Genomic DNA, 20,998 nt, shown 5'->3' with positions numbered 1-20,998 from the left:
AAGTTGTTTTGTTGTACGTAAATCAGCTTGTGTTACCTTGAAGGGGGAAAATCCCGCTTGGCAGGCGCTATTGGAATAGAAGTGCTACTACTAGAGAAAGCATTTAATACTATGGCGCGGAAGGTACTTCCGTGACTTTTAACCCATGAGGCACGGGAGTATCTTCCGCGCCATAGTGGCAAATGTATAAAAGGCAGTAGAAAAGAGCTAGAAACTATTCGGCAAGAAAGACGGAGCGCACGGAGGGAAAAAGGAAACAAGAAAGCCCATAAACCAGCAAATCTACCGCGCTACGCCAGCCTAGACAAAAAGCGTGCACAAAAGAAATAGCAGATCAGCTTGGTTGTACTGCTCAAAAATTACGGCAACTCTCTTCGTCTCTCACCTCAAGAATGCTCAGAATAAATCAGCAGAGAAGCCAAAAAGGAAATTCTCCAATCTCTCAATAAACCCATTTACAGGCTCTTTTCCCAAAACAAGCCCCAAAACGCCTACAGCAAATAAGCATTCCATTCCTGCTCCGCCAACACCACCCTGATATGCTCCCGCAGGGTAGTCGCCAAAGAATAGCCGGTGTAGGTAGAAGAGATAGGGTAGAGCGTGTGGTGGCGGTTGATGAGGGTGGCAATCTCCAGTTTCTTGCAATCTTTGTCCAGGAACGCCCGCAAGGTATAAGCTAAAGTTTTACCGGTGTTCAAGACATCATCCACTAACACAACGGTGGTGTTGGTCAAAGAAGAAAGGGCAGGGGAGATGGCAAGGTCATGGGTGAGTGGCTCGGTCTTGTGCAGCGTCACCTTCAGCAAAGAGACCTCCAAAGGCGAAATAGCCCGCAGTTCCTGGGCCAGCAGTTGCGCCAGAAAGTAGCCGTTCTCGTGGATGCCGGCCAGTACCAGTTGCTTCTCCTCAAAGTTGTGCTCATAGATTTCAAACGCCATGCGCTTGATTTTCTGCAGGATCTGGTGATGGTCCAGGATGCGGTTCTCTAGTGTAAAGACCATGGGGCGGTGCTGTTTTCGGGCTAAATTACCAAAATAATTGCCAAAACAGCCGCATGGCACGCGGCAGAGTTGTATCTTTGGAAATATTTCTGAGAAAAGGTTTTAAATCTGAGGCAAATGCTTTACTTTTGCAGTCCTATTCCAGAAATCCGAAGTTAAAAATATAGAATAATGAAAAAGGACCTTCATCCTGAATACAGAGAAGTGGTTTTCCAGGACACTTCCAGTGATTTTAAATTCATCACCCGTTCTACCATGAACTCCAATGAGACCATCACCATGGAAGACGGCAAGACCTACCCCGTAATCAAAGTGGAGGTTTCTTCTGCGTCGCACCCGTTCTACACCGGTAAAAACATCTACGTGGATACCGCCGGGCGTATTGACAAGTTCAAGCAGCGTTACAAGAAATAAGCGTGTTGACGGTTCACCGTATAGAAGTCTTCCTGATACTTTTTCAGGGAGACTTTTTTATTTTTGCCTTATGAACATCATTCTCTTTGATGACCCGGTGCTGCGGGCCAACCTGCTTCCGCTTACCTTCACCCGGCCGGTGGCCGAGATCCGGATCGGCATCATGACCATTGCCCAGAAGTGGCAGCTTCTCTCTGGGGGGGTAGTTTCCTACCTGGCCGAGGATTACCTGCAAAGCAAATTCAGGCAGCGGCTGGAGGGAGGGAAGAACTTTTACGTGAACGGAGCTGTCTGCCCTACGGCTGACCTGGTAGCGCAGATAAACCAGTTACCTGCCGGCGGAACGCTGTTTCAAGACAGTCTTCTGGTGGCCCTGAACGCCGATAGCCTGGAACTGGGAAGCGTAGAGGAGGTATACCAGCACACTACAACCCACAGAAAGCAGATAGAGCTTCCGCCGCATGCGGTCATTCAGCAACTTTGGGATATTTTCAGGTTCAACGGCGCGCAGATACGGGAAGACTTCCAACTGGTCACCAGAGGGCGGGTAAGTCAACCGCTGGCAGACCCGCACACGGTGGCGTATAATGCTGAGAACATCTTCATTGAGGAAGGTGCCCAGTTCAAAGCCGCTATCCTGAACGCCGAAAACGGGCCCATTTACATCGGGAAGAACGCGCAGATACAGGAAGGTACCGTCATTAGAGGGCCATTTGCCATTTGCGAGGAAAGCGTCATCAACATGGGCGGCAAAATGCGCGGCGACGTGACCATAGGGCCTTTCTGCAAAGTGGGCGGCGAGATCAGCAACTGCGTGTTCTTCGGGCACTCCAACAAAAGCCATGACGGGTTTTTGGGCAACTCGGTGGTGGGAGAGTGGTGCAACTTCGGGGCAGATACCAACACCTCCAACCTCAAGAACAACTACTCCAACGTGAAACTGTACAGCCATGCCCAGGAAAAATTCGTAGACACCGGCCTACAGTTCTGTGGCCTGATTATGGCCGATCACGCCAAAACGGGCATCAACACCATGTTCAATACCGGTACGGTGGTGGGCGTGGGGGCCAACGTGTTCGGGGCTGGTTATCCGCCCAATTTTATTCCGTCGTTTACCTGGGGCGGCGGGGCCGAGCCGCAAACGTTCAAGTTGCCAAAGTTCTATGAAGTGGCCGGGGCCGTGTTCGGCCGCCGAGGATTGACGGTCACCCAGGAAGACCGTGCCATCTTTGACCATTTGTTTGAGGTAACCAAGCCTTCCCGCACCTGGGAGGAAGCGCCAGCAGGGACAATCGCTTCACCACAAAAGACAGAAGTGACCGGACAGAAATAACTATCTTTTCTCCTTGTCCTCCTGGAAGGATCTTGGCGGCGAACGGCAATGGGCTTAATTGACCGCTTTTCTAGCTCCCCCACAAGATCCTTTCAGGAAGACAATATAGATAGCCTCATTTGTCCTGCTACACAATCCCTTCGGCGACGGCTGGTTTTTACGCTATTTTCTGAAAAGTAGGGCAAAAACCAGCCGTCGCCGTTATCTTTACAGACAAATGGCGGGGAAGTAGGTTTCTCCGGCCCTCGTTTAAAAACAGTAAATTCATACGTGCAGTTTTCCCAGATATACGGCCACCAGGAAACAAAGCAACTGCTGCTCAATTCCGTCAAAGCCCAGCACGTGGCCCACGCGCAGCTTTTTTTAGGTTCTGAGGGAAGTGCCAACCTGGCGCTGGCGCTGGCCTATGCCCAGTACCTGAACTGCGAAGACCCGCAGCCCCAGGATTCCTGCGGCGTGTGCCCCAGCTGCAACAAAATAGGCAAGCGCATTCACCCAGATCTGAACTTCGTGATGCCGGTGACCAAAGTGAAAGACCAGGATGCCCTGAGCAAGAACTTTGTGACCCAGTGGCGCGTTTTCCTAAGCGATAGCCCGTACCAGACCCTCAACGACTGGATGCAGTTCATTGGCGCCGAGAACAAACAGGGCTCCATTCCGGTAGGCGAGAGCCGAGAGTTGGTGCGCATGACCTCGCTCAAAGCCTTCGAGGCGAAATACAAAGTCATTGTGATCTGGTTGCCCGAGCTCATGAACGCCAGCGCCGCCAACGCCCTCCTGAAGCTGTTGGAAGAACCGCCCGCCGCCACCGTGTTTCTGCTGGTGAGCAACGCCTCAGACAAAATCATGCCCACCATTTTGTCCCGTACCCAACTGGTGAAAGTGCGGGCGTTCACCGATGAAGAAGTCATCCAATACCTGGTAGAGCAGCAAGGCACCGAGCGGGAGCGCGCGTACCAGGTGGTCTCTTTGGCCGAAGGAAACCTGCAGGCCGCCCGCGTCCTGAGCCAGGAAATGACCTCAGATTACTTTACGTTCTTCCTGAGCTGGATGCGCCTGTGCTACAACCATAAGTTTGCTGGCGTACTGGAGCAGAGCGAAGATTTCCAGAAACTGGGCCGCGAGAACCAGAAGAACTTCCTGCAGTTTGCGCTGGGTTTGCTCAGAAAAGTGCTTTTGTACGGCGTAGACAGCAAGCTGATTGCCTTTCTGCCGCCGCCCGAACTGGACTTCGTGCAGAAGTTCGCCAAACTCATCCACCAGGGCAACGGGGCGCAACTGTCGCAGGAATTGAACGAGGCGCATTACCACATTGAGCGGAACGCGCACCCTAAAATCACGTTTTTAAATACGTCCATCCAAATTGCCCAGCTCATCAGGCCGGTGGCATAAGTTACTAATATGGAAACAACCCAATCAACGTCTCCCATTCGCATTGGTACCCGCGGCAGCCGCCTCGCTTTGTGGCAGGCCCATCACGTGGCTGACACGCTGCGCGCCAACGGCCTGGAAGTGGAGATCGTCACCATCACCACCAAGGGAGATATTGTTTTAGACCGTTCTTTGGATAAAATAGGCGCGAAAGGCGTGTTCACCGAGGAACTGGAGGAAAGCCTGCGCACCGGGGCCACCGATATTGCCGTGCACAGTGCCAAAGACGTGCAGTCCACCATTCCAGACGACCTGGAACTGCTGGCCTTCATGGAGCGCGAGAAAGTGCATGACGTGGTGATTTCCTTTGACCCGTTGTTCAAGTTGGGCGAAGGGCAACAAGTCATCGGGACTTCTTCCACCCGCCGCCGGTCTATGCTCAAGCGGTTCTACCCCAACGTGATTACGGCTGAGTGCCGGGGCAACCTGCAAACCCGTATCCAGAAACTGAAAGACGGCCAGTACGATGCCATTCTGCTCGCCTACGCCGGGGTGGCCCGCATGCAGTACGACCACATGATTGCGCAGCATTTGCCATTGGATACATTCATTCCCGCCGCCGGGCAGGGCAGCGTGGCCATTGAGTGCGCCAAAACGCTTCCGCTGGAACGCAAGCTGAACCTGAAATTGGCCTTAGACCACAAACCTACCCACCTCTGCCTCTTGGCCGAACGTGCCTACCTACGCACCATGGAGGGCGGTTGCAGCATCCCGTCCTTCGCCCTGGCTACCCTTGACGGCGAGACCCTGACCCTAAAAGCCGGGATCATCAGCCTGGACGGTGAACAACTTATTCTGGAGGAAATGACCGGTTCTTCTGATCAGGCTGAGGCCATGGGAGAGCAACTGGCGCACGTTGTTCTAAGCCAGGGCGGTGACAGAATCCTGAAATCGATTAGAGCAGAACGCTAATAGCGGAGCCAGAGTTGAACCGAGATTCTTTGAGTTGCCTCACAACGTCAAAAACAAGAAATATAGAATACCTGTTTTCGGCTTTATTTCCTGAAAACAGCCTTAAAACGATGCTTGCAAAATGAAAAGAAGTTTATTCCTACTGACCATGCTGCTGCTGTTGAGTGTGGCGGGCATGGCCCAGAAGAAAAGCAAGAAAGATTACCTGGTCACCATCTCCACGCCACAGGGCATTATACGGTTGGTCTTGTTTGAAGACACGCCCAAGCACCGCGAAAACTTCCTGAAACTGGTGAAACAGAAGTTCTATGACGGCACCACTTTCCACCGGGTTATCAAAGATTTCATGATCCAGGGCGGTGATCCTAACACCAAGGACAGTGACCCCGATAATGACGGAGCCGGTAATCCGGGGTACACCCTTCCTGCCGAAATCCTTCCGCACCACAAGCACGTCTATGGCGCTTTGGCGGCTGCCCGCATGGGCGATGAGATGAACCCTAACCGTGAATCCAGCGGCTCTCAGTTCTACCTGGTAGAGAACCATGAAGGCGTGCCGTTCCTGGACAAGCAATACACCGTGTACGGACAGGTGATTGACGGTTTGTCTGTCATTGACAAAATAGCGGACGCCCCCAAAGATTACCGCGACCGCCCTACCCAGGACATCAAGATGACGGTGACCGCCAACAAGATGAAGAAAAAGAAAATCACTAAATTGTACGGCTACCGCTACGAATAACCTTCCACTATGAAGACCATCCTCATTACCGGTTCCAACGGTCTGCTGGGGCAGAAACTGATTGGCCTGCTGCACACAGAAGCGCACATCAAATTGATAGCCTCTTCCCGTGGGCAGAACAAATTAGCCGGTTTGTACCCGCACGTAGCCTTCGCGGCCATGGACGTGGCCAATGCCGACCAGGTGGAACAGGTAATTGCCCAAACCCAGCCTACGCACATCATCCACACCGCGGCCATGACCAACGTAGATGACTGCGAGAGCCAACGCGAAGAATGCTGGAAACAGAACGTAGACGCGGTAGAGAACCTGGTGAAAGCCTGTGAACGGCACGGCGTGCACCTCATCCACGTCTCCACTGATTTTATCTTCGATGGTGAAAACGGCCCTTATACCGAGGAAGCCGAAGGTGCGCCCGTCAATTTCTACGGCGAGAGCAAACTGGCCGCCGAGGAACTGGTGAAACGCGCCGCCTGCAAATGGGCCATCCTGCGCACCGTATTGGTCTTCGGGATTGTGCATGACTATGGCCGTTCTAACATTGTATTGTGGGTGAAAGGCAGCCTGGAGCAAGGCAAGCACATCAAAGTAGTGAATGACCAACTCCGCACGCCCACCCTCGCCGAAGACCTCGCCCAGGGCTGCTGGCTCGCCGCCCAACACGACGCCCAGGGCATCTTCAACATCTCCGGCGAAGAGTTATTGACCCCGCACCAAATGGCCGTACAGGTAGCCGAGTACTTCAACCTAGACAAAACCCTGATTGAGGAAGTAGACGGCACCCTCTTCACCCAACCCGCCAAACGCCCGCCGCGCACCGGTTTTGACATCACCAAAGCCAAAACGCAGCTAGGCTTCCAGCCCCGCACCTTCAAAGAAAGCATTGCCATTGTGGCAGGGCAGATTTAAGCGGCCGGCCTATCTCTAGAAAATCGGTTTTGGGGCTGTTTTCATCAAAACAGCCCCAAAACCGATTTTGCTTTATTGGGTAAGCTACCATCATCCTTCCCTCTACTTTCCCCGTAGAAAGCGTCTATGCTGAACCGTCTGCTTCGCGCTCTTCAGGGTTACTTTTCGTTCTCCCAACGGGAGCTGAAGCAGTTCTTTATTCTGATTTTTCTGATGGTAGTGCTCATAGCGGCACCATTTTTCTTTTTCCAGGACGATGTTCCCTATGACCCCACCGCCGACCAGCAGCTGCTGGACAGTCTGGTAGTACAATTGGATACCCAGGTAAAAGTAGCCGAAACCGAAAGAGCGGGCTCCTACCGGCGCAAGCCCATCAAACTATACCGCTTCAACCCAAACCAGCTAACCGTGGAGCAGTGGCAGGAATTGGGGCTCAACAAGTACATCGCGCAGCGCATTCTCAACTACAAGGCCAAGGCCGGTGCCTTCAAAAGCAAAGCCCAACTGCAGAAAATCTACGGCCTCCCAGATTCGCTTTTCCAGTTATGGTACCCGTACATCAACCTACCCGATGAAAGCCCCGGGTACGCAGACACGTACAAAAAAGACCAGCCGTTTTCGGGGCCTTATCCAGAAAACAGGCCTAAAACGGAGTACCCGCGCAAGCGGTGGGAGGTACAGCCGTTTGACCTCAACACCGCCGATACCACCGAGCTGAAGCAGATTAAAGGGATTGGCAGTAAGTTGTCGGCCAGGATTGTCGCTTTTAGGAACAAGATGGGCGGCTTCCACTCCGTAGAGCAGGTGGCGGAGGTCTACGGGTTGGCCCCCGAGATAGTGGACAGTGTGCGCAAGTACGGCTTCCTCTCCAAAGCCAACGCACCCCGTAAGATCAACCTCAATACGGCCACGTTTGAAGCGCTTCGGCAACACCCGTACATCGGTTTCAGCCTGGCCAAAGCCATTGTGAATTACCGCACGCAACACGGGCCGTATCCTAGTCTAGAAGAACTCCGCAAAATCAAACTCATAGAGGAGGCAAAGTTCCAGAAGCTGCAGCCGTATTTGACGGTTCAGTAATTTCTGTTTTATGGCTGTTTTACTTAAAACAGCCTGAAATTACAGTAACTAGGTTATTTGTAGGGGTAATCCCTTGTGGATTGCGTGTGGCAATGCGTAATTTAACCACGCCCTAAAAACGCGAAATTCTTCGTACAACACCCTCCAGGCCTCACCGTTTACCTTGTATGCCCAATCCCGAAACCCCGCTTCCGCACCTGCTCAAACAGTACCAGCGCCGTCTCCTGAATCTTAGTGGTTCCAATAGGTCTCTGGTGTTACTTAAGCCCTCCGCCAGCCTGCACTTAGACCTTCACGCTCTGGACTTCGCCCACAAAAGTCCGTCTTATGAGTACGTGAAAGACCTTTTGGCCGGAAAGCAGAACCTAACGCTGTGTGCCGTTGCCGATGCCCGGGATGCCACCTTGGCCCCGCTCACCAAGAGCCTGAAGACCATCCAGCGCCGGGCACACATGATCTGGGAAGAGCGCGGCGCGAAGGAGTTGTTTGTGGGGTGGCCCTTCGTGGAGGGCACTTTCACAGATGGGACGCTCGTGCGCTGCCCCTTGCTGTTTTTCCCGGTGGAACTGCGGGTGAACGAGAAACGCCAATGGCAACTGGTGCGCCCAGAAGACTCGCCTGCTTTCTTCAACAAAAGCTTTCTGCTGGCTTACGCGCATTACCTCAACCTCACGCCAGATGAGGCGCTCATGGAAGAGGACTTTGACGAGTTTCCTTCCGATGACCTGCAATTCCGCACCAAGCTTTATGAACTTTTGAAGGAAAGTAACCTGGAAATCAACTTCAATCAGGAGTTGATGAAAGACGCGTTGCAGCCGTTCAAAGCCTATAAACGCGATGATCTGGAGAAAACCTGGAAACCCGGCCAACTGAAACTCCAACCCGAAGCCGTGCTAGGCATCTTTCCCCAAGCGGGTTCCTACCAATTAGCAGACTACGATGACCTGCTGGAAAACCCGCCCGCGGAGTCTTTGGAGGAACTGCTCTTGCCGCAAACCGAGGTCACCTCCGCGCAGGCGCAACTGGAGCAGCAACTGTTCACCGCCTTTGACGCCGATGCCTCGCAGGAAGCCGCACTCCGGCAGGTGAAAGCGGGGCAAAGTGTGGTGGTGCAGGGGCCGCCGGGCACGGGCAAATCACAGCTCATCTGTAATTTGGTGTCAGATTACCTGGCGCGGGGCAAAAGTGTGTTGGTGGTGTGCCAGAAGCGGGCCGCGCTGGACGTCGTGTACCAACGTCTGTCCACCACCGGCTTAGACCAGTTCTCGGCGTTGGTGCATGACCTGAACTTAGATAGACCGGCGGTTTTCTTTAAAATACGGCAGCAGATTGAGCAGGTAGAAGAATACCAGCGGCAGAACGTGGCGTTAGGCAACATTCAGGCCGAACGGCAGTTTCTGGAAACCAGCCGCCGCATCAACCAGATCTCTGAACGGCTGCACAGTCTGAAAGAGGCATTGTTTGATACCGAGACCTGCGGCTGGTCGCCCAAAGAATTGTACCTGCGCAGCAACCCACGGGCCCCGCACCTCTCCGCCGAAGGCATTTACCTCCACTTCACCGCTACCACCTGGCAAGAGTGGCGTCCGCGCCTGCTGCATTACCTGCAAGACGCGGTACTGCTGCAAAGCCCGGATTTCCCGTGGAACGACCGCCGGTCTTTCCATCACCACACCTGGACAGAACGCCAGAAACTGACCCAACTGCTGACCGAAATCCCGGCTTCGGCGCAAGCCACTGCCGGGCAAGTACAGGAATTGATCCCTTCCCAAGCCGAACCCTGGGACGCGCTCCAGGCCTTACTGCAGGAACTGCCCACCCTTTACGCCGTGCATAACGCCTTGGCAGACAAAGTGGTTTCCCGCCTGTTTTTCGGAAATCTGGCCCAAACCAAGGACTACAAGCAGCGCGAAACCCAACGAACCCAACTGCAACAGGAAACCGCCGCTACGCAAACCAAACTTTCACCTACAGAGGCCCAGCAAGTCACTCAATTATTGGCGGCGTATGACCAAGCCCAACGCGGTTTCCTGAGCAAAATCCAGTGGAGTTTTTCCTCAGATAAAAAGAAACTGGCGGCGTTCGCCGAAGGCAAGAACCTGACCAACTCAGATACCGCCGTAGAGCACCTGCGCACTGCCTTGAAGCAATGGGAAGCTCTGCAAACCCAATGGCAAAACTTAAAATTGCTGGAACCCGCTTTAGAAGTTCCGGCTGATTTTTTTGGAGCGGAGGCTATTCAGGAATTGGCAGCCCTGCAGCAGGCGTGGGAACAGCGGAAAGTCATTCAAAGGCTCATCGCCTATGACGTTTTGCCAGATACTCTATTGCAGACGCAGACAGAGCGTTTTAGGGCTATTTTCTCGCAAACACTGCCAAAACTAAAGCAGCTGCAGGAACAGATCCGCGAGTGGGAAAGCTGGCTTACTCCCTCGCAGATAGAGGTGATGGCTACGGATGCCAATGCCACTCAGAGAATGGGGCAAAGCCTGGCCGAGCACTTCGACCGGATGGTGCTTTTTGATGCTTTGGTGCAAACCTTCTCACCTGAGTTGCGGACTTGGCTGGATGACCTGCGGCCCGCAGTTCCGCAAAGCGTGGAAGCCCAACTGCAGGCAGTAGAGAATAGCGTTTTACTAGCTTGGGTGCAGCATCTGGAAGGCCAAAACCCGGTGCTCACCATTGTGAGTACCGGTGAACTGGAGCGGCTGGAGACTGAACTGCAGGAAAAGATCAAGCAGAAGGCCGAGCTGAGCCGCCAAATCATTTTGCTCAACCTGCGCGAGCAGACGTACAAGAGCATGGAGTACAACCGGCTGGGCAATCCGGTTACGTACCGCCGCTTGCTCACGCAGGTAAGTAAAAAGCGGATGCTGTTCCCGCTGCGCAAACTGAACGCTGAGTTTGGCGCGGAAATACGTCAGTTGCTGCCGTGTTGGCTGGCTTCGCCCGAAACGGTCTCGGCGTTGTTTCCGCTGGAGCGCATCTTTGATCTGGTGATCTTTGACGAAGCCTCGCAGTGTTTCGCGGAGGTGGGTATTCCGGCTATGATTCGGGCAAAACAGGCCGTAATCGCCGGTGATGAGCAGCAGTTGGGGCCGTCAGACCTGTACCGCGTGCGTTTCGGGACAGATGAGGACGAGACGGAGGAACTGTTGGTGGAATCGCTGTTGCAGTTGAGCGCGCTGCACCTGCCGCAGACGCTGCTTTCTGAGCATTACCGCAGCCAATACCCAGAGTTGATTCAGTTCTCCAACCAGCATTTCTACCGGCATAAACTCCAGCTTATTCCTAAGTTGGAGGCCATGAATACCGCCGAGCCGGCGCTGCAATACCTGAAAGTAGAAGGCGTTTGGGAAAACCAGACCAACAGGGTAGAGGCCGAACGCGTGCGCGATTTGGTGTTTGAGTTGATGAGTAAGGGCGAAACCAACATTGGGGTGATTACCTTCAACTTTCCGCAGCAACAGTTGGTGCAGGATTTACTGGAAGAAGCGGCCCTGGCCCAAAACGTGAAACTGCCCCAGGAACTTATCATCAAGAACATTGAGAACATTCAAGGCGATGAGCGGCAATACATCATCTTCTCCATTGGGTACGCGCCTGATGCCACCGGCGTGGTGCGGGCCATGTTCGGGAGCCTGAACGCGGCCAAAGGCGAGAACCGGCTGAACGTGGCCATCACGCGGGCCATCAAACGGGTGTACGTGGTGACCAGTCTGTGGCCCGAGCAATTCCCCACGGAGAACGTGAAACACCCTGGCCCGAGGCTGTTGCGCGAGTACCTGGCCTTTGCCCGCGAGGTGAGCGAGAACGGCTTCACGCCCAGGCCATCGCCCCCGGCCAACATCCCCTCGGCCTTGCTTTTGTACCCGGCGTTAGTAAAGGAGTTTGGCCAAAACAAGACAAATACGCGGTTATCCTTGGAACTTCCCTTTGCCGACCTCACTTTCCGCAACGGCAGCCGGTATGAGGCCGTAGTGTTAACGGATGACGATCTGTACTTCCGTAGACCTTCGGCCAAAGCCTCGCACGCCGATGTGCCTTTGCGCCTCAAAGCCCGGGGCTGGAAATACGGAGCCGTGTACAGCCGTCAGTTCTGGAACCAGCCTGAGCAGGTCTGGCAGAAACTCACCCAATTGTCCCAACCCTATGAAAAGTAAATTACTGGAAATTACCGCCGGCCTTAGCTTGCTCGTTGCCGTGGCCTGTGACACCGGATCGGCGCAGGGCGAAAACGTGGCCTCAGATACATCAGACAAGAAAGAAGGCAAGAAAAAGAAAGACAAGAACCCCGCCTCTGAGGGCTTTGCCGTCAACAACAAGTATGACCTGCGGGAGATGAGCAAAATGGGCAAGGAATCGGTGCCCGAAAGCTCAGGGCTGGAGGCTTCCGCCGATGGCAATTTCTGGACGCACCCAGACGCGGGCAATGAGGCGGTTTTATACAAAATAAACCAATCTGGCGAGCTGCTGGAGACCATGAACGTGCAGGGCGCCAAAAACAATGACTGGGAAGACATTACCCGCGGCACAGACGGGTTCCTCTACCTGGGCGACATGGGCAACAACGAGAACACCCGCCAAGATCTGCAGATTCTGAAGGTAGACGAAAAAGCGAAGAAAGTGGTGGGCACCATCCCGTTCAAGTACGCCGACCAGACAGAGTTTCCGCCATCCAAGCAGAACCAGAATTTTGACGTGGAGGGCTTTCTCCTGCACAACAACGCCTTCTACCTCTTCACCAAAAACCGGGGCAAAGGCGACTGGGTGAAACTCTACAAGGTCGCCAACCAGCCGGGGGCAACCCAGACCGTAGCCCCCCTGGACAGTATCCAGATCACCACCAAAATCACCGCCGCAGACATTTCCCCAGATGGCCGTCACATTGCCCTGCTGGGCGAAGGTTGGGTTTACCTCTTGGCCGCCGATAGCCCCGAGCAGGCATTCAAAGGCAGGAAAGAGCAGATTCCGCTGGGCAAAGTAGGCCAGGCCGAAGGATTGGTCTTCGTGAACGACACCGACATGATGATCTCCAACGAGAAGGGAACGCTGTTTATGCTGAGTCTGAAGAAGTAGCCGTTTTGCGCCTGTTTTCAGGAAAACAGGCGCAAAACGGCAAGTGGGCTCCCTGTTCTTTCCACTTGAAAACTCGGTAATAAAAAGTACCAGGCCTTCCCGCTGGCGAGAAGGTTTGGTAGGTAACTTGAACCCGCTGACCAGCCCGGAAGCGGTTTTCTGTATCTGGTCTGTTTTTTCCAAAACAGCCGGAAAACGCTCCGGTCTTTTTTCCGTTTGAAGGGAATACATCAGGAGGGAAGCATCCTTCAGACCAAACCTTCAACCTCAGCAATATGTCTACTATCATCTTGGTAACCGGCGCGACCGGCACCGTTGGTTCTGCCACCGTAAAAGCACTTTCGGCGTTGGGGGCTGATGTGCGGGCTGGAGTACGCTCCCTCATCAAAGGAGATAACCTCAAGCGCCTGCCCGGGGTAGAACTGGTGGAAATCAACTTTGAGCGGCCAGAGAGTTTGGCGGTGGCTTTCACCGGGGTGAACACTGCTTTCCTGATTACCCCTTTTACTGCCGATCAGGTGGAAATGGCCCAAAAACTGACCGATGCCGCCCAGGCCGCCGGGGTACGGCATGTGGTACGCCTTTCGGCCAGCGGGGCGGAGGTGGAGCCGGGCATCCAACTGGGGCAGTGGCACCGCCAAGCCGAAGATTACCTGAAGAGCTCTGGACTGAATTATACGCTGCTGCGGCCCGGCTCTTTCATGCAGAATTTCGTGCACCAGTACGCGCCCAGTATAAAAGCTGAAAACGCTTTCTATCTGCCCATGGGGAATGGCCGGGTCTCTTACATTGACGTCAGGGATATAGGAGACGTAGCCGCCCAAATCTTACTGCACCCCGATGAACACACGCAAATGGCTTACACCCTCACCGGCCCCCAGGCCCTTTCTGGCTACGAGATAGCCGAGGTTTTCTCCAGCGCCACCGGCCGCCCCATTGAATACCTAGATGTACCGGAAGAAGCCGCCCGCGCCGCCATGCAACAGCAAAACTTACCAGACTGGATGACCGAAAGCCTACTGGAACTGAACGCCATTTCCCGCGCCGGCTACGCCTCTGGCGTGACCAGCGACGTGCAGCAGATCATAGGCCGCCCGCCTTACACGTTTGAGGAATTTGCGGTCACTTACCGGGATTGCTTCTAACGTATCAAATAAAGTATGTCAAACTAATTTTTCCGCGTACTTAGCTTCGTACAACTGCTATACCTTACAACAAAAAGCCCCGCTAGTTTCAGCGGGGCTTTTTGTTGTAAGGTATAGGCTAGAACCTACTAACGGTCATCTCTGGAAGAACCACCACGGGAAGAACGTCCGTCACGGTTGTTATCCTCAGAATCATCATGGTCATTGGAGTTTCCGTATCTGGAGCGATTCTCGTAGCCAGAGCCGCCGCCGCCATAGCTGGATTGTCTGCCTTGCGTGTCACCATAGCCGCCGCGAGAGCCCATACCAGAAGAAGAGGCACCGTAACCGCTGGAGCTGCCGTAGCTGCTGCCCCCTTGGCCGTAGCCGCCCATGCCGTAGTCACGGCTCTGGTCGCCGTAACCGCCGCCGGTAGAGGCACCGCCGTGGCCGTGCTCCTGGCCGCCATTTCTGGAACCGGTACCGGAGGAACCATATCCACCGCGCGAGCCCATGTCATTGCCCAGGTTGCCGTAGTTGGAACCGCCAAAGCTGCCACCGCCATGACCGCCTTGGCCATAGTTGCCGCCTTGTGATCCCTGGCTGGCTCCGTCAGAAGAACCGCCGTAGTTGCCACCGCCCATAGAACCGTAGCCGCCCTGGGAACGGTTGCCGCCTCCCTGCGAAGAACGGGAACCAAAGTCGCCGCCCTGGGCATTGTGGGTGCTGTAACCACCTTGGCCACCGCCACCGCTCATAGAGCCGTAGCCGCTGCTATCGTTGCCTCGGCCGCCCTGTGAGCCGCCACCGCCTTGCCAATCCTGGTTTCCGCCCTGGGAGGAGCCGTAACCACCGCGGGAGCCCCTGTCATTGCCCATAGAACCGCCGTAGCCGCCTCTTGAGCCCATGTCATGTGAACCGTAATTGCTGCCGCCCCGGCCAGAACCGCCGCCACCGTATTGGGTGCTGTACGCGTTTCCGCCCTGGCTGTAGCCACCGTCATAGTCAGAATTGCCATCGTAGCCCTGACCACCGCGTGAGCCGCCACGTGAACCGTATTCTTCGCTGTAAGAACCACCTCTGGAGCCCATAGAACCGTAAGAGCCGCCTTGCTGGTTGCTGTAGCCTTGGCTATATCCACCGTGGCCGCTGCCTTGGCCGCCGCCGTGCATGCCGTAGCCGCTCTCAGTGCCGTAGCCCATTTGGTTTCCGTAATAGCCAGAGCCACCGTAGTTTGAATAACCGCCGCGGTCAGATTCTGAGCGCGAAGAATTTCCGGCGTAGCCGCCTTGTGAACTCATGCCATACGGGTTGCTGCCCATGCCAGAACCGCCGCCGTAACCACCTTGACCGCCTTGTGAGTGACCGGTATGGCCACCATAGCCGCCCATACCATAGTTGGAGCTACCTTGGTTGCTGTTGCCGCCGTAACCGCCTTGTCCGTAGTTGGAACCACCTTGGTTGCCGTAGTTGCCGCCACCTTGTCCGCCGTAACGGTTGTGTTGGTCATCATGGTTGTTCCAGGAGTTTCCGCCGCCGAAGCTGCCGTTATTGCCTCCTCCCTGGTAGCCGTTGCCAGCACCTCCAGCTCCGCCGCCGCCTTGTGCGCCGTAGCCGCCTTGTTCACCGTTGAAGTTACCGCCACCACTAATGCCGCTCATGGAAGAACTGCCCTGGTTGCCGGTTTCGCCACCTTGTGAGCCGCCGTAGCCCATGCCGCTTCCCATGGAGGCCGCTGAGCCGCCGGTTGTGTTGTTATCTGAGGTAGAAGCCGAGGCAGATTTGCCAGATGATTTACCGGTGCCTGATTTATCTCCCGAAGCCTTGGCAGAAGTAGAAGAACCTGCTTTAGAGCCGGCTTTTGGAGTAGAGGAAGTGGAAGAAGTTTTGCTTCCGGCGCCTTTCCTACCCGCTGTCGTTTTGGACTCAGATGAAGAGGTTCCGGTTCCGGAAGTATTGGAAGAATCGCTGGAGCCACTGGCTCCTGAACCACTTTGCCCCGTCATACCAGAAGATGAGCCAGAGCTGCCTTGGGCGCCCGAAGATCCAAGAGAGGCATCTGAGGTTGAGCTTTTGCCCATCGCATCAGATGAAGAGGAGGTTGAAGCGTTTGCACCCATGCCACCGCTGCCTGATCCAGTAGTAGAGGAGCCTTTATTATCGTTTTGCTGCCCTTTTTGATTGTCTTCCATGGTTGAATCTCCTTTGTTTTAGGTTTATGAAATAGTGAGTTTGGAAAGCTTGCCTTAGAAACAGGCGTTGTACCCACTTCTGAGGAAAGTGTTTATACTATACGAACCGGTGTTTGCATGGTTAACTCCCGCATTGCGATTTTTTAATCCAGAAAGAATATATAAGAGAATAGCCTTAAAATTTATGTCAGGTTGGAGGGGTTAATTGTGAATTTAATTTTTGCCCTTGTCTTTTCTGCCTGATTTTTGAAAAAGAGGTAAAAACTAGAAAGTGGTTTTATGCCATTGCTAGATAACAGGTACGCATTGGAGTTGAAGTGGCGGCAGTGCTTTAGCGGGAGGGGCTCTCTTTGGGGCTTATCCAAAGGGAAAATAGCAGCAGATCTCCTCTGGCACGAAAGTAAATCTGTGACTTGCAAAGTTATGTGCCTGATGTTACGCAAACGTGCTGGTAGCTCCTGGTGCGTCTGGAGACTCGCGCCAGTTTTTATTGGCTCCCCCTCCCTGTACTACCGCCTGCTCCAAAAGACCTTGTCGCGTCTTTAGACCTGCGAGTGTCTGTGCCGATGGCTCGCCAATCAGGAGATTGGCTGTCCAGGGGTGCGTAGAGCGCTGGCGCTAACTCTACGCACCACAACAGTATGGTTCTTAGGCACAGGACGGCTGTCTCATGCCAGTTCATGCTAAACCTGTGAGGTCTCCAAGACCTCACAGGTTTCTCCGTTTTGGGCTCGTTTTTCGCAAAACAACCTCTAAACGCATCAGCGGCCTCCTCTGTGAGAGAGGTAGGGGTGAAGCTCCTGCATAACGGCAGTTATATGCGTCACGGAAGTAAATCTGCGCCCTAGCCTGCCAAAAGCAGTAAGTTGGGGAAGCTCCCCTCCTGGGCAAAGGCTAATCTTGTAGAGAAAAATATTTCCCTGCTGTTCGGGAGTTCTACTCCTGAACCTGCCTGCTGCGGAATTCCACTCCGCCGGGAGCCACGGGTAAAAGAAGGGGAGTGGAACTCCCCGGCAATAGGCTTCCGGAGTGGAACTCCGAAAGAGCGGTTTGATTCTCTGGAATCTTTTGGAAATAAATAACCGTTCTTTTTCCCTACAAGATTAGCCTCCGAGGGGGGGGCGCTGTCTCAAGCAGTAATAGCCTTATCTTAACGCACTTATCTCAGCCGGAAGGCTGGGCCCCGTGGCCGTGAGCGGTTACTGCTACTTATGCCAAAAGGAGCCCATAAACCCATAAATCGGGGGTTATTCTAAGGAAAGGAATAAGGCTGGCACAAAGACAATAGCTACTGAGTTTACCTCACTTCTCGCCTCAAGAATACCCGGAAGGGCTGCCAGGATTTTATACTGTTATCCTTTCCCGTCCGCTTTTTTTTGCAGGGTGTTGGGACTGGCGGTGGCAGGAATGTCCACCTCCAGGTTGTTCAGCAGTTCTTCGGCGTCTTCCTGTTCTTCCTGGTTGGGTTCCGGAACGTGGTGCTCGTAAGCTTCCAGGGGTTCATAGTTCAGCCTGACGAACATGGGGAAATGGTCTGAGCCAAAGAAGGGCAGGCGCTTCATCCTGATCAGCCGGAAGGCCGGGTCATAGAAGATATGGTCCAGGGAGTATCGGAAGAAAGGCACGAACGCATTGTAGGTGTTGTAGAACCCCCGGCCAATACGCGGATCCAGTAGGCCGCTTAGTTTCCGGAACAGGTTGGTGGTGTACGACCAGGCCACATCGTTCAGGTCACCTATGACAATGCTGGCGTACGGCGAGTCTTTGGCCATTTTAGCCACCGTGAGTAACTCGGCCTCACGGGTGTCTGTGTCTTTGTGCAGGTGCGGCGGCTGCGGATGGACGGTAAAGAGATCAAACTTTTTGCCGCTTGGCAACTCAATCAAGGTATAAAAGGAGGGAATTCCTTCTTCCACCAAATACCTGACCTCTGAGTCTATGAGCTTGAACTTGCTGTACAGCATCATGCCATAGGTGTTCTCCAGCGGTTCTTTGATGCAGTAAGGATAGCGGTCATCCAGTTCAGAGATGGCGTCTGCCCAGCGCTGGTTGGGTTCATTGATGAGCAGCAGGTCTGGGTCGTTCTCCTTTACCACTTTCAGGAAGCGGTCATAATTGGTGTTGGACATGCGTACGTTGGAAATCATGATCCCGAAGGAGTTCTTGGGAGCCTTGATCCTGGATCTTAGCGCCTGCACCCGCACAAAGGGAGTGAATTTGTGAACGTGCACCAACTCATTGACAATGGCCAGTACCAGCAAACCCGCAAAAATCTTCTGGGTAAGCAACTCGTACCCGAACAGGTAACCATAGCCCCCCAACACCAGCGTACCCAGCAAAGCCACCTGCACCCGTGGAAAATCCAGTATTCTTATCCACCAATTGGTGCTTTTTACCAGCGTTAGCAGCGAAGCCAAAATAAAAAAGCAGCCAAGCAGCTCAAGGGCGAGTTTCATAGGTCAGTAAAAGTTAGGTTCGTTCACATACTGTTTTTGGGGAATAGAGTTGCCTAAGTAGAAATACGGGTAGAAGGCTCTAAACAATTACCGCCAAAAAAAAGTCGTTTCCAGCTTGATTTGCCAAAATCAGGCCAGAAACGACTTTCAGGATTTAACGCTGGCTGGGCTTAAGGAACTGCCTTTTCTACCCGTATGCCTACCGCCATAATGCCCGGTAAGGGGTCTTGGCGCATGTATTGGTTTAGTTTAAGCTGGTATTTCCCGGCCTGGGGGAAACGCACGTTCTTGAGTCCCCTGAACCGGTGGTCAAAGATATCACCGGCGCCGCTACCTTTGGGCTCACCCGTTTTAGGATCCATCAGGAACATCTCGTGCAGCATGGAGCTGATCTGCTTTCCGTCTGGGCCTACCAGAAAGTGCCGCAGGTACAGATTGTAGAACGGGTAATGCAGCGCGTTACGCACGTTGAAAAACACGTTGTACCGCTGCGTGGTATCTGTGATCTCAAACTCAAACACGGGGGCCAACGCCACTGGCCACTGGTTGTCTGGAATGTCCTGGTTTTCCTCAAACACGCGGTTCGCGTCACAGCTGCCCAGCAACAGACCCACGCATAACAAAATCAGGCAAAGACGAAAAGACTTTCCCATTACGCTTCTGCTTGTGGTGGTGCGCCTTCCGGGCTACCGGGGCGGCGGTTTCTGTGGTTCCGGTTGCGGTTCCGGCGGCTGCGTTGCTCTCCTTCGGGCCGTGGCGGGGCTTCTGGTCTTTCCGGTGCTGCTACTGCGCCGGGAGTTGCGGCCTGCGGTGCTGCCGGTTGTGGCCTGTTTTGCGGCGGTCGCTGCCCTGGCAGACGCTCTGGCCGGGGTGGCCGGTTCTCTCTGGGCGGGCGGTTCTGCTGGTTCTGGTCACGCTCTGGGCGGGGCTTGCCTTGCGGCTGCTGGCCTTTCCCCTGGGGTTCGCGCTCAGGCCTTGGCGGTCTGCTTTCAGAGGTTGCCGGTCTGTCGCTACCGCGCTCAGGGCGTGGCCTTGGTTCTGCGGGAACCGGCCGGCCCGAAGGACGGTCACGGCGCACTTCTGGGGTGGGGGCTGCTTGGGCCAACACTTCCGAGGCAGCGGTGGCGGTGCCTCCGTTTTTATTCTTCTTCTTGTTGCGTTTTTTCTTGGCTTTGTATTGCTCGTCCAGACGGTCTAGGTTGCCTTCCAGGGCTTCCACAAAGTCCACCACTTCGGGCTGCTGCTTTTTCACTTCCTCGGCCAGGTTCTCCGGCATTTCGCCGGCGGCGTTCATTTTCAGAACCTCGTGCACCCGCTCCACGGTGACCGGGAACCAGTTGCTGTCGCCCCGGTACCCGAACCACATGATGCGGCGGAAGATGTCGGTCTTCTGCAGAAAGGCGTCTCCGGCTTTGGTTTGGAGCGGGCGGTTTACGTTCGGGATGTCTTTGAGGGCATCCATGTACGTTTCCAGCTCATAGTTGAGGCAGCACTTGAGGCGCCCGCACTGGCCAGACAGCTTGCTGGGGTTCAGAGATAGGTTCTGGTAACGCGCCGCCGTGGTAGAGACGCTCCTAAAATCGGTGAGCCAGGTAGAGCAGCACAGTTCACGGCCGCAAGATCCAATGCCGCCCAAACGTCCGGCTTCGTGCCGCAGGCTGATTTGGCGCATCTCAATCCGTACCTTGAATTCCTCAGCCAGTTTCTTGATCAGTTCCCTGAAATCCACGCGGTCATCGGCGGAGTAGAAGAAGGTGGCTTTGGTTTTATCGGCTTGGTACTCTACGTCTGAGAGCTTCATTTTGAGCTTGAGTTCCTGCACAATGGCACGGGCGCGGTACATGGTGGTGGGTTCCTGCTCGCGGGCGAGGTTGAACTTCTCCATGTCTTTCTCGGTGGCCACGCGGTAGATGCTCCGGAGCTCGTCGTTGTTCTGAACCTTTTTCTTGTTCATCTGCAACCGCACCAGCTCGCCCTTCAGAGACACATGGCCAATGTGGTGCCCGTTGGGCACGTCTACCACCACGGCGTCGCCGGTGATGAGCGGCAGGTGGTTGATGTTCCGGAAAAACTCTTTGCGCCCGCCTTTGAAGCGGATCTCTACTATGTCAAACTCTTTGAAAGACACGGGTATTTCCATGTCTGAGAGCCAATCAAATACATTTAATCGGTTACAGCCTCCCGTGCTGCAACCGCCGTTGCTTTTGCAGCCCGCTACAACTTCGGTGCCGTCAGGCGAAGAAGTCGTTTTGGTGCCGCAGCCGCCACTAGAACATGAACTACATCCCACAGGTCAATTTCCTTTATATAGATAATTCTTGTTTT

Annotated in this window: 15 protein-coding genes; 10 read left to right on the top strand and 5 right to left on the bottom strand. The window is 54.3% G+C overall.

Annotated elements, in window-relative coordinates; all coding sequences use genetic code 11:
* Nucleotides 1–491: 491 nt before the first annotated feature.
* Nucleotides 492–1,001, bottom strand: coding sequence for a phosphoribosyltransferase family protein (locus tag HHO50_RS02015; protein ID WP_181304332.1), 510 nt, complete (start codon nucleotides 999–1,001; stop codon nucleotides 492–494).
* A gap of 171 nt (nucleotides 1,002–1,172) precedes the next feature.
* On the opposite strand from HHO50_RS02015, the gene HHO50_RS02010 reads away from it, so the two are divergent.
* From HHO50_RS02010 to HHO50_RS01965, 10 genes are all read left to right on the top strand, one after another.
* Complete coding sequence (locus HHO50_RS02010) at nucleotides 1,173–1,415, top strand: type B 50S ribosomal protein L31 (RefSeq protein ID WP_181304331.1); 243 nt, start codon at nucleotides 1,173–1,175, stop codon at nucleotides 1,413–1,415.
* A 70-nt stretch (nucleotides 1,416–1,485) separates the two neighbouring features.
* Complete coding sequence (locus tag HHO50_RS02005; RefSeq protein ID WP_181304330.1) at nucleotides 1,486–2,748, top strand: GlmU family protein; 1,263 nt, start codon at nucleotides 1,486–1,488, stop codon at nucleotides 2,746–2,748.
* Nucleotides 2,749–3,018: 270 nt separating this feature from the next.
* Nucleotides 3,019–4,140 (top strand): DNA polymerase III subunit delta, encoded by a 1,122-nt coding sequence (locus HHO50_RS02000; protein WP_181304329.1) that lies wholly within the window; start codon nucleotides 3,019–3,021, stop codon nucleotides 4,138–4,140.
* Between the two features lie 9 nt (nucleotides 4,141–4,149).
* Nucleotides 4,150–5,091 (top strand): hydroxymethylbilane synthase, encoded by a 942-nt coding sequence (gene hemC / locus HHO50_RS01995; protein WP_181304328.1) that lies wholly within the window; start codon nucleotides 4,150–4,152, stop codon nucleotides 5,089–5,091.
* Nucleotides 5,092–5,212: 121 nt separating this feature from the next.
* Nucleotides 5,213–5,833, top strand: a complete 621-nt coding sequence (locus HHO50_RS01990; protein ID WP_181304327.1) for a peptidylprolyl isomerase — start codon at nucleotides 5,213–5,215, stop codon at nucleotides 5,831–5,833.
* Nucleotides 5,834–5,842: 9 nt separating this feature from the next.
* Nucleotides 5,843–6,742 carry an NAD(P)-dependent oxidoreductase gene (locus tag HHO50_RS01985; protein WP_181304326.1) on the top strand — a complete coding sequence of 300 codons (900 nt, stop codon included), beginning with the start codon at nucleotides 5,843–5,845 and terminating at the stop codon, nucleotides 6,740–6,742.
* A gap of 126 nt (nucleotides 6,743–6,868) precedes the next feature.
* Nucleotides 6,869–7,822: a helix-hairpin-helix domain-containing protein gene (locus HHO50_RS01980; RefSeq protein ID WP_181304325.1), complete on the top strand. Its 954-nt coding sequence runs from the start codon at nucleotides 6,869–6,871 to the stop codon at nucleotides 7,820–7,822.
* A gap of 167 nt (nucleotides 7,823–7,989) precedes the next feature.
* Nucleotides 7,990–11,985, top strand: a complete 3,996-nt coding sequence (locus HHO50_RS01975) for an AAA domain-containing protein (protein WP_181304324.1) — start codon at nucleotides 7,990–7,992, stop codon at nucleotides 11,983–11,985.
* On the top strand, nucleotides 11,975–12,901 hold the full coding sequence (locus HHO50_RS01970) for a hypothetical protein (protein ID WP_181304323.1): 927 nt from the start codon (nucleotides 11,975–11,977) through the stop codon (nucleotides 12,899–12,901). The genes HHO50_RS01975 and HHO50_RS01970 overlap by 11 nt, the downstream gene beginning before the upstream one ends.
* A gap of 275 nt (nucleotides 12,902–13,176) precedes the next feature.
* Nucleotides 13,177–14,046 (top strand): SDR family oxidoreductase, encoded by an 870-nt coding sequence (locus HHO50_RS01965; RefSeq protein WP_181304322.1) that lies wholly within the window; start codon nucleotides 13,177–13,179, stop codon nucleotides 14,044–14,046.
* Nucleotides 14,047–14,174: 128 nt separating this feature from the next.
* On the opposite strand, the gene HHO50_RS01960 is transcribed toward HHO50_RS01965, so the two are convergent.
* The 4 genes from HHO50_RS01960 to ricT form a co-directional block, all read right to left on the bottom strand.
* Nucleotides 14,175–16,217 (bottom strand): hypothetical protein, encoded by a 2,043-nt coding sequence (locus tag HHO50_RS01960; protein ID WP_181304321.1) that lies wholly within the window; start codon nucleotides 16,215–16,217, stop codon nucleotides 14,175–14,177.
* Nucleotides 16,218–17,569: 1,352 nt separating this feature from the next.
* Nucleotides 17,570–18,673 (bottom strand): endonuclease/exonuclease/phosphatase family protein, encoded by a 1,104-nt coding sequence (locus HHO50_RS01955; RefSeq protein ID WP_181304320.1) that lies wholly within the window; start codon nucleotides 18,671–18,673, stop codon nucleotides 17,570–17,572.
* A gap of 170 nt (nucleotides 18,674–18,843) precedes the next feature.
* Nucleotides 18,844–19,326 carry a gliding motility lipoprotein GldH gene (locus tag HHO50_RS01950; protein ID WP_181304319.1) on the bottom strand — a complete coding sequence of 161 codons (483 nt, stop codon included), beginning with the start codon at nucleotides 19,324–19,326 and terminating at the stop codon, nucleotides 18,844–18,846.
* Nucleotides 19,326–20,963 carry a regulatory iron-sulfur-containing complex subunit RicT gene (gene ricT, locus HHO50_RS01945; RefSeq protein ID WP_370457512.1) on the bottom strand — a complete coding sequence of 546 codons (1,638 nt, stop codon included), beginning with the start codon at nucleotides 20,961–20,963 and terminating at the stop codon, nucleotides 19,326–19,328. Before ricT ends, HHO50_RS01950 begins: the two co-directional genes overlap by 1 nt.
* Between the last annotated feature and the right edge of the window lie 35 nt (nucleotides 20,964–20,998).

Source organism: Rufibacter sp. XAAS-G3-1 (genome assembly GCF_013623775.1).
Taxonomy (GTDB): domain Bacteria; phylum Bacteroidota; class Bacteroidia; order Cytophagales; family Hymenobacteraceae; genus Nibribacter.
This window is presented reverse-complemented; position numbering and strand designations above follow the sequence as displayed.

What these genes read in the sequence shown, in the direction of transcription:
- HHO50_RS02015 (WP_181304332.1), bottom strand. Translation starts at nt 1,001, where the DNA reads ATGGTCTTTACACTAGAGAACCGCATCCTGGACCATCACCAGATCCTG.
- HHO50_RS02010 (WP_181304331.1), top strand. Translation starts at nt 1,173, where the DNA reads ATGAAAAAGGACCTTCATCCTGAATACAGAGAAGTGGTTTTCCAGGAC.
- HHO50_RS02005 (WP_181304330.1), top strand. Translation starts at nt 1,486, where the DNA reads ATGAACATCATTCTCTTTGATGACCCGGTGCTGCGGGCCAACCTGCTT.
- hemC (WP_181304328.1), top strand. Translation starts at nt 4,150, where the DNA reads ATGGAAACAACCCAATCAACGTCTCCCATTCGCATTGGTACCCGCGGC.
- HHO50_RS01990 (WP_181304327.1), top strand. Translation starts at nt 5,213, where the DNA reads ATGAAAAGAAGTTTATTCCTACTGACCATGCTGCTGCTGTTGAGTGTG.
- HHO50_RS01985 (WP_181304326.1), top strand. Translation starts at nt 5,843, where the DNA reads ATGAAGACCATCCTCATTACCGGTTCCAACGGTCTGCTGGGGCAGAAA.
- HHO50_RS01980 (WP_181304325.1), top strand. Translation starts at nt 6,869, where the DNA reads ATGCTGAACCGTCTGCTTCGCGCTCTTCAGGGTTACTTTTCGTTCTCC.
- HHO50_RS01975 (WP_181304324.1), top strand. Translation starts at nt 7,990, where the DNA reads ATGCCCAATCCCGAAACCCCGCTTCCGCACCTGCTCAAACAGTACCAG.
- HHO50_RS01970 (WP_181304323.1), top strand. Translation starts at nt 11,975, where the DNA reads ATGAAAAGTAAATTACTGGAAATTACCGCCGGCCTTAGCTTGCTCGTT.
- HHO50_RS01965 (WP_181304322.1), top strand. Translation starts at nt 13,177, where the DNA reads ATGTCTACTATCATCTTGGTAACCGGCGCGACCGGCACCGTTGGTTCT.
- HHO50_RS01960 (WP_181304321.1), bottom strand. Translation starts at nt 16,217, where the DNA reads ATGGAAGACAATCAAAAAGGGCAGCAAAACGATAATAAAGGCTCCTCT.
- HHO50_RS01955 (WP_181304320.1), bottom strand. Translation starts at nt 18,673, where the DNA reads ATGAAACTCGCCCTTGAGCTGCTTGGCTGCTTTTTTATTTTGGCTTCG.
- HHO50_RS01950 (WP_181304319.1), bottom strand. Translation starts at nt 19,326, where the DNA reads ATGGGAAAGTCTTTTCGTCTTTGCCTGATTTTGTTATGCGTGGGTCTG.